The organism is Myroides sp. DF42-4-2 (assembly GCF_030326445.1).
GTDB lineage: Bacteria > Bacteroidota > Bacteroidia > Flavobacteriales > Flavobacteriaceae > Flavobacterium.
In genome coordinates this window covers 62994-78765 of record NZ_JACAKI010000009.1, presented here as the reverse complement: position 1 = coordinate 78765, position 15772 = coordinate 62994, and the positions used below count along the sequence as shown (strand labels likewise).

Below are 15772 nucleotides of genomic sequence, written 5' to 3'. Positions count from 1 at the left end.
AAACGAACGCACATTAATAAATTATATTTTTACAAATCATTAAAAGATAGAAAAATGGCAGATTTGAAACAATTCGCAGAACAATTAGTTAACTTAACAGTTAAAGAAGTTAACGAATTAGCAACTATATTAAAAGACGAATACGGAATTGAGCCTGCAGCTGCTGCTGTAGTTGTAGCTGGTGGTGGAGACGCTGGAGCTGCTGAAGAGCAAACTGAATTCACAGTAGTATTAAAAGACGCTGGTGCTTCTAAATTAGCAGTAGTTAAAGCAGTTAAAGAATTAACTGGTTTAGGTCTTAAAGAAGCTAAAGATATCGTTGATTCAGTTCCTGCAAACATCAAAGAAGGTGTTTCTAAAGATGAGGCTGAAGGTCTTAAAAAAGCATTGGAAGAAGCTGGAGCTGTTGTTGAGCTTAAATAAGCTTTTTAACCAAAATATTTTAGGTTTAGGTCTTGGGAGCAATCTCAAAGGCCTAAACCATTTTGCGTATAAAGTGATTTGTGCGTAAATCCTATTAAACATTATAAACAAAATTTATTGTCCATTGATGATCACAAATCAGAATGAAAGATTAAATTTTGCCTCTACAAAGAATATTCCTGCGTATCCAGACTTTTTGGATATCCAGGTTAAGTCTTTTAAGGATTTCTTTCAGTTAGAAACGAAATCAGAAGAAAGAGGTAATGAAGGTTTATATAATACCTTCATGGAGAACTTCCCGATCACTGATACGAGAAATCAGTTTGTATTGGAGTTTCTTGATTACTTTGTTGATCCTCCTCGCTATTCAATTGAAGAATGTATTGATAGAGGACTAACGTATAGCGTTCCGTTAAAAGCGCGTTTAAAATTGTACTGTACTGACCCTGAACACGAGGATTTTGAAACGATTGTTCAAGATGTGTATTTAGGAACAATACCGTATATGACGCCTAGCGGTACATTCGTAATCAATGGAGCTGAGCGTGTGGTAGTGTCTCAATTACACCGTTCACCTGGTGTGTTCTTTGGACAGTCTTTCCATGCTAACGGTACTAAATTGTATTCGGCGCGAGTTATTCCTTTCAAGGGGTCATGGATTGAGTTTGCTACTGATATCAATAGCGTGATGTATGCGTATATTGATAGAAAGAAAAAATTACCTGTTACTACCTTATTCCGTGCTATTGGATTCGAAAGAGACAAGGATATCCTAGAGATTTTCGACCTAGCTGAAGAGGTAAAAGTATCAAAAACAGGATTGAAAAAATACATCGGACGTAGACTTGCTGCACGTGTGTTAAATACATGGCACGAGGACTTCGTTGATGAAGATACAGGAGAAGTAGTTTCAATTGAGAGAAATGAGATTATCTTAGACCGTGATACAGTCCTAGATAAAGATAATGTCGAAGAAATCATTGAGGCGAACGTTAAGAATATCCTCCTACACAAAGAAGACAATAATCAGGCAGATTATGCCATCATTCATAATACATTACAGAAGGACCCTACAAACTCTGAAAAAGAGGCTGTAGAGCACATCTACCGTCAGTTGCGTAATGCAGAACCGCCTGATGAGGAAACTGCACGTGGTATTATTGATAAATTATTCTTCTCCGACCAACGTTACAATCTAGGTGAGGTAGGTCGTTACAGAATGAATAAAAAACTTAATCTTGATACCCCAATTGACAAACAAGTTTTAACAAAAGAAGATATTATCACTATTGTTAAATACTTGATTGAATTGATTAACTCTAAAGCTGAGATTGATGATATTGACCACTTATCAAACCGTCGTGTACGTACTGTAGGTGAGCAGTTATCAGCTCAATTTGGTGTTGGTTTAGCGCGTATGGCTAGAACAATTCGCGAGCGTATGAATGTACGTGACAACGAGGTGTTTACTCCAATCGACTTAATTAACGCTAAGACGTTATCGTCAGTAATTAATTCATTTTTCGGAACAAATCAGTTGTCTCAGTTCATGGATCAAACCAATCCATTGGCAGAGATTACACACAAACGTCGTTTATCTGCTTTAGGACCTGGAGGTTTATCTAGAGAAAGAGCTGGATTCGAGGTGCGTGACGTTCACTATACACACTACGGACGTTTATGTCCAATTGAAACGCCTGAGGGACCAAACATTGGTTTGATCTCTTCGTTAGCGGTGTATGCCAAAGTGAACAATATGGGATTCATCGAAACACCTTACCGTCCAGTAGTGGATGGAAAAGTAGATATCGTCAATGCGCCTGTATATTTAAGTGCTGAGGAAGAAGAAGGAATGTTAATCGCACAAGCGAACGTTCCGATGGATAACGAAGGAAACATTACAGAAGAGCGTGTAGTTGTAAAAGAAGAAGGGGATTTCCCAGTGGTTGAACCGAAAGATTTACACTATACCGACGTTTCTCCGAACCAAATCGCTTCGATTTCAGCGTCTTTGATTCCATTCTTGGAGCATGATGATGCCAACCGTGCGTTGATGGGATCGAACATGATGCGTCAGGCTGTGCCTTTATTGCGTGCGGATTCTCCAATCGTAGGTACAGGTTTAGAAAGACAAGTAGCTTCAGATTCTCGTGTTTTAATTAACGCTGAAGGAGAAGGTGTTGTTGAGTATGTTGACGCACAGAAAATTATTATTAAATACGATCGTACGGATGAAGAGCGTTTAATCAGCTTCGATCCAGACGAAAAAGTATATAATCTAATTAAATTTAGAAAAACCAACCAAAGTACATGTATCAACTTGAAACCTATTGTTCGCAAAGGGGATCGAGTAACTAGAGGACAAGTACTATGTGAGGGATACGCTACACAAAATGGAGAGTTAGCACTTGGACGTAACCTACAAGTGGCCTTTATGCCATGGAAAGGGTACAACTTTGAGGATGCTATCGTAATTTCAGAAAAAGTAGTGCGTGAAGATATCTTTACCTCTATCCATATCGATGACTACACACTTGAAGTGAGAGATACAAAATTAGGAAACGAAGAGTTGACTAATGATATCCCGAACGTAAGTGAGGAAGCTACAAAAGACTTGGATGAGAACGGTATGATCCGCATTGGAGCTGAAGTTAAACCAGGGGATATCCTTATTGGTAAAATTACACCGAAAGGTGAATCTGATCCAACGCCAGAAGAGAAGTTATTACGCGCAATCTTCGGTGATAAAGCTGGGGATGTTAAAGATGCATCGTTAAAAGCTTCGCCTTCATTAAGAGGGGTTGTATTAGACAAAAAATTATTTGCAAGAGCAGTAAAAGACAAACGCAAGCGTTCAAAAGATAAAGACGATTTAGCTTTACTAGAAACAAGATTCGAAGTGAAGTTTAATGAGTTGAAAGATCGTTTGGTTGAGAAGTTGTTCTTTATTGTCAATGGTAAAACATCACAAGGGGTATTGAATGATTTAGGAGAGGAAATCTTGCCGAAAGGAAAGAAATTTACTCAAAAAATGCTTCATGCTGTTGATGATTTCGCTCACTTGACTAAAGGACAATGGACAGTAGACGAGGAGACAAACAGTATGATTACTGACTTGATCCACAACTACAAAATCAAATTAAACGACTTACAAGGGGCGTTGCGTAGAGAGAAATTTATGATTACTGTTGGGGATGAATTACCATCAGGAATCTTAAAACTTGCAAAAGTATATATCGCTAAGAAACGTAAGTTAAAAGTTGGGGATAAGATGGCAGGACGTCACGGTAACAAAGGTATTGTTGCTAGAATCGTTAGAGATGAAGACATGCCATTCTTAGAAGACGGTACACCAGTTGATATCGTGTTAAACCCACTAGGGGTACCTTCTCGTATGAACATTGGTCAGATCTATGAAACTGTTTTAGGATGGGCTGGACAGAAATTGGGTAAAAAATATGCTACTCCAATTTTCGACGGTGCTGAATTAGATCAAATCAATGCGCTTACAGATGAAGCTGGTATTCCGAGATTTGGACATACTTATTTGTACGATGGAGGAACTGGAGAAAGATTCCACCAGAGAGCAACAGTAGGGGTTATTTACATGTTGAAATTAGGACACATGGTTGATGATAAGATGCACGCGCGTTCAATCGGACCATACTCATTAATTACGCAACAACCGTTAGGAGGTAAGGCTCAATTCGGAGGTCAGCGTTTTGGAGAGATGGAGGTTTGGGCTCTAGAAGCATACGGAGCATCAAGTACATTACGTGAGATTTTGACGGTAAAATCAGATGACGTTATTGGTAGAGCGAAAACTTACGAAGCAATCGTTAAAGGAGAAACTATGCCAGAACCAGGATTACCTGAATCATTCAATGTGTTAATGCATGAATTAAAAGGTCTTGGATTAGACATCAGATTAGAAGAATAAACTATAGATTTTAGAGTAAGCAGTGCATGCTGCTTACTCTATATCATACACTTTAACAAGTAAGTTTACCATGAATAGAAATAAAGAGAAAAATACCGTAAAAAGGTTTAATAAAATCTCAATTGGTTTGGCTTCACCTGAATCGATTCTTGCAGAATCAAGAGGGGAAGTTTTAAAGCCAGAAACAATTAACTATCGTACGCATAAACCAGAACGTGACGGTTTATTCTGCGAGCGTATTTTTGGTCCTGTAAAAGATTACGAGTGTGCTTGTGGTAAGTATAAAAGAATTCGCTACAAAGGGATCGTTTGTGACCGTTGTGGTGTTGAAGTTACTGAAAAGAAAGTACGTAGAGATAGAGTAGGGCATATCAATTTAGTTGTGCCTATTGCACATATTTGGTACTTCCGTTCTTTACCTAATAAAATTGGATACATCTTAGGGCTTCCTTCAAAGAAGCTTGACATGATTATTTACTATGAGCGATATGTAGTAATTCAACCTGGTATTGCAAAAAATGCCGAGGGTGATGCATTAAATCGCTTAGATTTCTTAACAGAAGAAGAGTACCTGAATATTGCAGATTCTCTTCCAATGGAAAATCAATTCTTAGATGACACAGATCCAAATAAATTCATCGCCAAAATGGGTGCTGAATGTATCATGGATTTATTAGCAACAACGGATTTAGACCAATTGTCTTATACTTTGCGTCACGCTGCTAATAACGAAACATCTAAGCAAAGAAAAACCGAAGCATTAAAACGCCTTCAAGTGGTAGAGGCTTTCCGTGAATCAAATGAGAATCGCGAGAATAGACCTGAGTGGATGATCCTAAAAGTAATTCCAGTTATTCCACCTGAATTGCGTCCATTAGTGCCATTGGATGGTGGACGTTTTGCAACGTCAGATTTGAATGACTTGTATCGTCGTGTAATTATCCGTAATAATCGTTTAAAACGCTTAATGGAGATTAAAGCTCCTGAGGTAATTTTGCGTAACGAGAAACGTATGCTTCAAGAAGCGGTGGATTCACTTTTCGATAACACTAGAAAATCTTCTGCTGTTAAGACTGAGTCTAACCGTCCATTGAAATCACTTTCTGATTCATTAAAAGGTAAACAAGGGCGTTTCCGTCAAAACTTATTAGGTAAACGTGTGGATTACTCTGCTCGTTCGGTTATTGTCGTTGGACCTGAATTGAAATTATACGAATGTGGATTGCCAAAAGATATGGCAGCTGAGCTTTACAAACCGTTCGTGATCCGTAAGTTGATCGAGAGAGGAATTGTGAAAACAGTAAAATCTGCGAAAAAAATTATAGATAAAAGAGAGCCAGTTGTTTGGGATATCTTAGAAAACGTGATTAAAGGACACCCTGTTCTATTGAACCGTGCCCCTACGTTACACCGTTTAGGTATTCAGGCGTTCCAACCAAAATTGATTGAAGGTAAAGCGATTCAGTTACACCCATTAGTGTGTACGGCGTTTAACGCGGATTTCGATGGTGACCAGATGGCGGTTCACTTGCCATTAGGACCAGAGGCAATCTTAGAAGCTCAATTGTTAATGTTGGCTTCACATAATATCTTAAACCCTGCGAACGGTGCTCCTATTACTGTACCTTCTCAAGACATGGTACTTGGTCTTTACTATATGACTAAGTTGCGTAAGTCTACACCAGAAGAAATTGTAAAAGGAGAAGGATTAACTTTCTATTCGGTAGAAGAAGTACATATCGCTATCAATGAAGGGAAACTGGACTTGAATGCGGGTGTGAAAGTTCGCGCAAAAGATTACAATGAGAAAGGTGAATTAGCATACAGAATCATTGAAACAACTGCTGGACGTATCTTGTTTAACGAGGTAGTTCCTGAAAAAGCAGGGTATATCAATGAGGTATTGACTAAGAAATCACTACGTGATATTATCGGTGGTATTTTAGCTACTACGGACGTACCTACAACTGCTGCATTCTTAGATGATATCAAAGGTATGGGGTATGGATACGCTTTCCGCGGAGGATTGTCATTCAGTTTGGGTGATATTATCGTTCCAGAGAAAAAACAAGATTTGATTGATGATGCTAACCAACAAGTAGATCACATTACGATGAACTATAATATGGGGCTCATCACAAATAACGAGCGTTACAACCAGGTAATTGACGTTTGGACATCTACCAACGCTATGTTAACCGAGTTGGCTATGAAGAATATTCGCGAAGATAAACAAGGATTTAACTCTGTATACATGATGTTGGATTCTGGAGCGAGGGGTTCTAAAGAGCAGATTCGTCAGTTAACAGGTATGCGTGGTTTGATGGCGAAACCGAAAAAATCAACTGCAGGTGGTGGTGAAATTATCGAAAACCCGATTCTTTCTAACTTTAAGGAAGGACTATCGATCTTAGAGTATTTCATTTCTACCCACGGTGCTCGTAAAGGACTTGCGGATACGGCGTTAAAAACTGCGGATGCGGGATATTTAACTCGTCGTCTTCACGATGTTGCACAAGATGTTATTGTTAACTCTGTAGACTGTGGTACTTTAAGAGGTATTGATGTAATGCCATTAAAGAAAAACGAAGAGGTAATCGAATCATTAGGAGAAAGAGTATTAGGTCGTGTTGCGTTGAACAACGTAATCAACCCATTAAACTCTGAGATCATTGTTGGTGCTGGTGAGGAAATCACTGAAGCAATTGCTAAAGCTATCAACGCTTCTCCAATCGAATCGGTTGAAGTTCGTTCACCGTTGACTTGTGAGGCTAAAGTAGGTATCTGTGCGAAGTGTTACGGACGTAACCTTGCTACAGCAAGAATGGTTCAAAAAGGAGAAGCTGTGGGTGTTGTTGCTGCTCAATCTATTGGGGAGCCTGGTACACAGTTGACATTGAGAACGTTCCACGTTGGGGGTACTGCAGGAAATATTTCTGAAATTTCTACTATCAACGCTAAGTTTAAAGGTCGTTTAGAGATCGAAGAACTTAGAACAGTTGAAGGTGAAGACAATGAAGGAAATAAAATCAACATCGTAATTTCTCGTTCTACAGAGGTGAAATTGTTCGATCCAAATACAGGTATTTTGTTAACAACGAACAATATTCCTTATGGATCAACAATCTATGTAAATGATGGTGATGTTGTTGAAGAAGGAGCTACGATCTGTAAATGGGACCCTTATAACGGTGTAATCGTTTCCGAATTCACTGGTAAGGTTGCTTATGAAGATATCGAACAAGGACAAACGTTCATGGTTGAAATCGATGAGCAAACTGGTTTCCAAGAGAAAGTTATTAGCGAATCTAGAAACAAAAAGTTAATTCCTACTTTGTTAATTTACGGTAAAGATGGGGAGTTAATTCGTTCATACAACTTACCAGTAGGTTCTCACTTAATGGTAAATGATGGGGAGAAAATTAAAGCTGGTAAAGTTTTAGTAAAAATTCCTCGTCACACTTCAAAAGCAGGGGATATTACAGGAGGTTTACCTCGTATTACAGAGCTTTTAGAAGCGCGTAATCCGTCGAATCCAGCTGTAGTTTCTGAAATTGATGGGGTTGTATCTTTCGGTAAAGTGAAGAGAGGTAACAGAGAGATCGTGGTTGAATCAAGAACAGGAGATATTAGAAAGTATTTAGTGAAACTTTCAAACCAAATCTTAGTTCAAGAGAATGACTTCGTAAGAGCTGGTTTACCATTGTCTGATGGTGCTATTACTCCAGATGATATTTTACGTATCCAAGGGCCTTCTGCTGTACAGCAGTACTTAGTAAACGAGATTCAAGAAGTTTACCGTTTACAAGGGGTGAAAATTAATGACAAACACTTCGAGGTTGTTATTAGACAAATGATGCGTAAAGTTCAAATTCAAGATCCAGGAGATACGCTATTCTTAGAAGATCAATTGGTTCACACAAGTGATTTCATCGTTGAAAACGACCGTTTATTCGGAATGAAAGTTGTTGTTGATGCTGGAGAATCTGAGAATTTGAAAGAAGGACAAATCGTTTCAATGCGCGAATTACGCGATGAAAATTCATTGTTGAAACGCGAAGATAAAAACTTGGTAATCTCTAGAGATGTTATGCCAGCAACTGGTACGCCAATTTTACAAGGTATTACTAGAGCATCATTACAAACGAAGTCATTTATCTCTGCAGCGTCGTTCCAGGAAACAACAAAAGTGTTAAACGAAGCAGCAGTTGCTGGTAAGATTGATACGTTAATGGGATTAAAAGAAAACGTAATTGTTGGACATAGAATCCCTGCAGGTACTGGTATGCGCGAGTATGAAAGTATTATTGTTTCTACAAATGAAAACGGCGATTTTTTAACGCAAGAACAAGAATTAAATTTCTAAGACATGGCTGAAGAACAAAATAACTTCAACATTGAATTGGATGAAGTTACGGCAGAAGGAACCTATTCAAATCTGGCAATAATCAATCATTCAAACACTGAATTTGTTGTCGATTTTGTAAACATTATGCCAGGAGTACCAAAAGCAAGAGTGAAGTCGAGAATTATCTTAACTCCACAACATGCAAAGCGACTTTTACAAGCACTGGAAGATAATATCCATAGGTTTGAACAGTCAAATGGAGAAATTAAGGATTATGAATCAACGAATAATCCGATGATGCCACCCATTAATTTTGGTCCCAAAGGAGATGCTTAATTAACGCTATATAACGAAAAGCCCTGTGCGCAAGCACGGGGCTTTTTTTTATGCCCTATTCCTTACCTAGCGGTTTTCCTTCTAGATTGGTTTAACAGTTTGTTGATATTTTCCTAATATACGTGCTTGTTCTTGTGGTTTGTTAGCTTAATGTTATCCCCTACCTATCCCTAATCGCAAAGGAAGTGATCTTTTTTCAATCCCTTACTACTGCAAATGCCTAGTTTACCGCTTGATTTAGAGTTGTTTTAATTTCATGGAAGGTGCTCGTCTTTTGTGGTCTCTTTTTTGTTCTGATCCTTTCCATTTCCAAAATTTCATAACTAAAAGTTTACATCGGTTAACCATAGCTTAATTGAGTTTAATTGCGCTTAAGAATAGAATTGATTTGTTTTGTCAGCATAAAATGAATTAATTACTCAACCTTAGTATGAAAAAAAATCAGCGCAATACAACAAGCCTAATTTTTTTACTTAGCGCCATGCTGTTTTCTTCTACAGCTACACTTTATGCTAGAGAAGATCAGTTTCAAGGGCAGAAGATTTCCGCCTCAGCTAACCAACAAAATGTCATTCGTGGAAAAGTTGTCGATCAACAAAACTTAGCTCTACCAGGAGCTGTGATTCGCAATTTGACTACGGGAAAAGCGGTGCAAACCAATTTGGAGGGAGAATTTAGCCTGCCGTATGATGATTTGAAAACGACTGTTTTGGAGATCTCATTTTTAGGTTTTGAAACCCAAACCTTATCTGTGGGCGATCTAAACTTTCTAACCGTACAACTAAAAGAAACCACAAGTGTATTAAACGAAGTAGTCGTTACGGCTTTAGGAATTAAAAGAGAAGAAAAACAGTTGGGGTATTCCCAACAAACGCTCAATGGCGAAGAATTAAATCACGCACGTTCCAATAACTGGTCAGACGAACTAAAAGGAAAGGTCGCTGGGATGACTATGTTGTCTTCTAACTCAGGTCCGATGAATTCAACTCAGATCAAGCTTAGAGGCGATCGCTCTGTTAATTTAGGAGCTAATGGAGCATTGATTGTTGTTGACGGTGTGATTGTAGGTGGTGACTTGTGGTCGAGTGGATCTGAAACTGCCTATATTGGCGATGATGCACCTGTTGATTATGGAAATGGAATTGCTGATCTTAATCCAGATGATATCGAAAGTATAACCGTTTTAAAGGGACCTGGTGCAGCAGCCTTATACGGATCAAGAGCTGGAAATGGGGTGTTGATGATCACCACTAAATCCGGAGGGAAAAAGAACAAAGGATTGGGGGTTAGCTTCAATTCAAACGTCAGCTTTGATGTGATTCAACATTGGCCCGATTATCAATACCAGTACGGACAAGGATCGGGAAAGAGTTTTAATAAAGACGGAGATCCATTCTATTCCTATGGTACCTCTGAAGATGGAGCTAATACAGGAAGTACGAGTAGTGCATTTGGACCTAAATTTGATGGACAATATTACTTTCAGTATGACCCAACCACAGAAGGTCAAGGTGAAGAACGCACCTTGTGGAGACCTTATAAAAATAACATTAAAGATTTTTGGAGAACAGGTTTAACGACTACAAACTCCTTAGGGCTTTCTGGTGGAAATGACAAAGGAAGTATTCGCGCTACAATTACACATTCTAAGAATGAGTGGATCATGCCTAATACTGGATTTGATCGCACCACTATTGCAACTAAAGCCAAGTACGAAATTGCAAAAGGGGTAACGGTAAACTCAAATGTTAGCTATAGCAACAGAAGTAGTGATAATTTGCCGGGTACAGGATATGGGAATCACACCATTGGTTACTTTATGATCTTCCAAAATCCCAATGTGGACTTGGATTGGTACAGACCTATTTGGAAAAAAGACAAATATCAATTGGAGCAAATTCACCCATTTAGTTCCTATATCGAAAATCCATACTTAATCGCCTACGAGACAACCAATGCAGTAAATGCCAATACCATCGTAGGTAGTTTGTCTACTGATATTGATTTAGCTCCTAAATTAAAGTTGATGTTAAGAGGAGCTATCAATTCAAGAGCAGACAAACGCGAAGAGCGCCGTCCATACAATACCACCAAGTTTGGCGAAGGCTATTTTAAAACACAGCAGATTAATTTTACCGAAATAAACACCGATTTCTTGTTGAGCTATACAGAAGATAAAGGCGATGTTTTTACCTATGGATTGTCATTAGGAGGGAATATGCGCGACTCTAAATGGCATAGCAATGCGAGTTGGGTAAGAGGATTGGTAACGCCTGGGGTGTATATGATTGCCAATGGTAAAGACAAGCCCAGTACAAAAATTGCAGATGAGAACCTAAAAGTAAACTCCCTGTACGGAATGGCATCCGTAGGGTATAAAAATATGATCTTTTTAGACGGTACGCTGAGAAACGACTGGTCGAGTAGTTTGCCTGAGATGAACTGGTCGTTCATGTATGCTTCTCTTAATGCAAGTGTAGTGCTAAGCGATATCTTGGTTTTACCTCATGCGATTGATTACTCAAAGTTGCGTTTTTCCTATGCAGATGTTGGAAATGGAACGTCTTCTTATAAAACAAAATTGTATTATGAAAACAGCGAATTTCCAAGTTCAGCAACAGCACCAACGACATTGCACAATATCGATTTGAAACCGGAGGGAACTCAGAGTTTTGAAATCGGATATGAACACAGAATGTTTAAAAATCGATTGGGATTCGACTTAACATTATATGAAACTAAAACGAAAAATCAACTCATTACCATACCACTAAATCTAGTAACAGGCTACTCAAGAGCCTTTGTAAATGCAGGAACGGTTCGAAATCGCGGTATTGAGGTTGTGGTAAACGCAACACCAGTTAAAACAAAATCCTTTACGTGGAATACCACGCTAAACTGGGCGAAGAACAACAATAAAATATTGTCTTTATCACCTGATTTAGAAGGAGGAGACCAACAAGTACTTGCAGAATCAGGAACTGCTCAAATTATAGGTAAAGTGGGAGGAACCACGGGGGATTTATATGGTTATAAATTTGTACGCAATGACGAAGGTCAAATTGTCTATACAGATAAAGGATTGCCTGAACAATCCAAAGAAGTAGAGTATATCGGTAGTGCTTATGCCGATTGGACTGCGGGTTGGGTCAATACGTTCAAATACAAAAACTTCACATTGAGCTTTACCTTAGATGGTTCCTATGGAGGAAAAGTTTATTCTCAAACCCACCATAAAATGTCTGAACAAGGAAAATTAGGACATACCCTATATGGAAGAGAGGAAGGCTTTATTATTGGTGAGGGGGTTGTGCGTAACGAAGACGGTACATTCGCTCCAAATACGACCAAAGTCAATCCAGCAGCATATTACGGTGAATACTATCGAAGAGCCAATTTGGAATCCAATAGTTTTGATGCTTCTTACTTGAAAGTTCGCGATGTGAGTATTGAATACAACTTCCCTAAATCAGTATTGGATAAATTGAAAATGACGCGATTATCTGTATCTGTGTTTGGAAGAAACCTAGCAACATTAACGAGCTTTCCCATTTTTGATCCCGAAACTGCGGCGTTAAATGGAGGATCTATGATGCCTGGTGTAGAGATGGGGCAATTACCCTCACCTGCAACCTATGGGTTTAACCTTAAATTAGAATTTTAATTATGCGAAAAAATAAAATACTTTCTTTGTTGTACGTGAGCGTATTCGCTTGTTTTGCTCTACAACTTGTCGGATGTACAACTACCTTTGACGAGACCAATACCGATCCCAATCGACTACAAGAAATCAGTCCAGGAACCTTATTAAATCCGTTGATTTACGAAGTTGCAACGAGCAATATGTATCGCAGCTGGTCATACAACAGTGAATTAATGCAGGATATTGTGACTTTTCCGCAATCGTCCTATGGTATTCAGCACTATAATTTGTCGGATAACATTGGGGCTGCTCCGTGGAATACCTACTACCGTTGGATGAAAACGGCAAAAGATATTGAACAAGCAGCGGTTCGCACGAAAGACAGCAATTATGAAGCTATCGGAATTACCCTGCGCGTGTGGATGGCGTCGAACCTTGTGGATCTGTTTGGCGATGTGCCTTACTTCGATGCAGGTAAAGGTGGTGAAGGGTTGATTTACCCCGCTTTTGATGATCAAGAAAAAATATACGATAGCCTATTGGCTGATTTAACTCGCGCCAATAGCTTATATGATACTAAAAGAGGAATGGTCTATTATCAAGACATATTGTTTAACAATGATTTGACTAAATGGCAAAAGTTTACCAATAGCTTGCACTTGCGCTTGTTGTTGCGTATATCAAATAAAACCCATAAAGAGGCTTACCCTAAAATGCTAGCTATTTTAAATGATCCTATCACTTATCCGATTATTTCATCTTCTGAAGAAGAAGCAACCTTGATCATTACGGGGGTAACGCCGAATATATCACCTTGGAGCCGTATTCAAGATTTTACATTAAACAAGAAAATGGCTAGTTTTTTCATCGATAATTTAAATGCGTTTAAAGATCCGCGTCTGCCTGTATTTGCAACACAAGCCACGAGAATGGAAAATAAGAAGAAAGTGAATATTGGCTATAAAGGAATTCCAAGTGCATTTGAAGGATCCGATGGGCAGTTTGACTATGAAGCTTCTACCCTGAACAATAAAATGGCAGCTAATCCGACTAAAACGCCTCTAGTAACTTATGCAGAAATTTTATTTATACAAGCAGAATTAGCGCAAAAAGGATACATAACTGGGGCGGAAGAGTTTTATAGACGCGGGGTTGAAGCCGCAATGAAATTCCATGAAACCGAAGTTCCTCTAGATTATTTCGCTAATCCAAATACGGAATACGACGGAACCTTGGAGCGAATTATGCTGCAAAAGTATTACGCTTTGTATATGAATGATTATCAGCAGTGGTTTGAATATAAACGTACGGGGTTTCCTAAATTACCTCAAACGAATGCCATGATGAATGACGGACAAATGCCTTCACGTTTCCCGTATCCGTTGGATATTCGAACAAAAAACAAAACCAATTACCAACTACAAGTGCAGAAGATGGGGGGAGATGATATAAATGTGAAAATTTGGTGGCAAAATTAAACGGTAAACGATGAACTCAAGACGAAAATTTTTAAAAAATGTCGCCCTAACAGCGGGAGCCGTTTCTATCCTTCCTCTTCAAGAGGCTACAGCAGGAATATTGAATTCTACCACTAATGAGAGTGGGGATGAGTTAAAAAGCGTGAGGGTAACGGGTAAAGTGACTGTTCATGGCAAGGGATTAGCTCAAGTGGTGGTTTCTGATGGATATCAAGTAGTCCAAACGGATGCCGCTGGAAGTTACAGCTTCCAGTCTGCTCCTCAATCGCAGTTTGTATTTATTTCAATTCCAGCAGGATATAGTATAGAAAAACAAGCCAATGGTTCAGCTTTGTTTTTCCAAAAAATACAAAAACAAAAGCAGACGAGTCCACATTTTTTTGCCCTCGAACCAGTAAAAGAATCTGATTATAAACACCATTTTATTGTTTGGGCAGATCCGCAAATCCAAAAAGAGGAAGAAGCAGAGCAATTGTTGAGTGAGACTGTACCTGATACGCTAGCAACAGTAAAGCAGTTGAATAGCCCCCATGTTTTTGGCGTGGGATGTGGTGATTTGATCTGGGATCAACATCAACTATCGGCCAAATACAATCAAGCGGTACAACAAACGGGAATTCCCTTTTTTCAAGTGTTCGGAAACCACGATGCGGACTTAGAACAGCGAAGTGACGAAAAATCTGCGTCTACTTTTACCACAATGTATGGGCCACAGTACTATTCATTTAACCGCGGACTCGTTCATTATGTTGTGCTTAACGATGTGTTTTTTATCGGAAAAGACAAAGAGTATATCGGATATATTACCGAAAACCAGTTGGCGTGGTTAGAGCAAGACCTCGCTCTTGTGCCCCATGGGAGTACGGTAGTTGTATTTCAACATATTCCGTCCTTTACAAGGCATTTCGAACGCTATCCTGCCGAGAAATCACTCGGTGCTATGGTTAGTAATCGCAAGCATTTGTACAACTTGCTAGCGCCTTATCACGCGCATCTCATGTCTGGACATACTCATTTTAATGAAAATATTATACTGAATGACAACCTATACGAACATTGCCATGGCACAGTTTGTGGTGCTTGGTGGAGTGGTCCGATTTGTCAAGATGGAACGCCGAGTGGCTATGGGGTATACGAAGTCAACGGTGCAGCACTTAGCTGGTACTACAAGGGAACAGGACTTCCTAAGGAAACCCAATTTAGGGTGTATAAAAAAGATGAACACCCTGACTTCCCAGGCAATTGGAGTGTAAATATTTGGAATTGGGATGAACATTGGACAGGGGTTTGGCTGGAAGATGGCGTAGAAAAAGGAGCCTTGGTCCGAGTTAGAGCCAAAGATCCCTTGAGTATGCAACTGCACGAAGGACCTAAATTACCCGTAAAACGAAAATGGGTGGAGCCAGGATTGACTGATCATATGTTTTTGTTTTGCCCCTCAGACCAAGCGAAAAACATTACCGTTGTGGTAACTGATCGCTTTGGGAATACCTATACCGAAGTAATTACCTAATTATATTTTATTTTAAGCGTGAATTGAGCCCTTTGAAGAGATAATCTCCAGAAGGGCTTAGTTTTTTTACCAATAGAGGCCCCTGAGAAAG

Annotated in this window: 7 protein-coding genes; all 7 read left to right on the top strand. The window is 39.1% G+C overall.

The features are described 5' to 3' along the window. The first annotated feature begins 54 nt into the window (after window positions 1–54). The 7 genes from rplL to HX062_RS08505 all read left to right on the top strand — a co-directional run bounded on the left by rplL (window position 55) and on the right by HX062_RS08505 (window position 15681). On the top strand, window positions 55–423 hold the full coding sequence (gene rplL, locus HX062_RS08535; protein ID WP_182626777.1) for a 50S ribosomal protein L7/L12: 369 nt from the start codon (window positions 55–57) through the stop codon (window positions 421–423). 127 nt (window positions 424–550) lie between these two features. Beyond that, window positions 551–4363, top strand: coding sequence for a DNA-directed RNA polymerase subunit beta (gene rpoB, locus HX062_RS08530; protein ID WP_182626776.1), 3813 nt, complete (start codon window positions 551–553; stop codon window positions 4361–4363). Between the two features lie 70 nt (window positions 4364–4433). Continuing rightward, entirely contained in the window at window positions 4434–8729 is a 4296-nt protein-coding gene (gene rpoC, locus HX062_RS08525; RefSeq protein WP_182626775.1) for a DNA-directed RNA polymerase subunit beta', read from the top strand. A gap of 3 nt (window positions 8730–8732) precedes the next feature. Beyond that, window positions 8733–9047 (top strand): DUF3467 domain-containing protein, encoded by a 315-nt coding sequence (locus tag HX062_RS08520; protein WP_182626774.1) that lies wholly within the window; start codon window positions 8733–8735, stop codon window positions 9045–9047. A 430-nt stretch (window positions 9048–9477) separates the two neighbouring features. After that, window positions 9478–12711, top strand: a complete 3234-nt coding sequence (locus HX062_RS08515) for a SusC/RagA family TonB-linked outer membrane protein (protein ID WP_286467106.1) — start codon at window positions 9478–9480, stop codon at window positions 12709–12711. A 2-nt stretch (window positions 12712–12713) separates the two neighbouring features. Continuing rightward, entirely contained in the window at window positions 12714–14168 is a 1455-nt protein-coding gene (locus HX062_RS08510) for a SusD/RagB family nutrient-binding outer membrane lipoprotein (RefSeq protein WP_182626772.1), read from the top strand. A 10-nt stretch (window positions 14169–14178) separates the two neighbouring features. Continuing rightward, window positions 14179–15681 carry a calcineurin-like phosphoesterase C-terminal domain-containing protein gene (locus tag HX062_RS08505; RefSeq protein ID WP_286467105.1) on the top strand — a complete coding sequence of 501 codons (1503 nt, stop codon included), beginning with the start codon at window positions 14179–14181 and terminating at the stop codon, window positions 15679–15681. Window positions 15682–15772 lie beyond the last annotated feature (91 nt).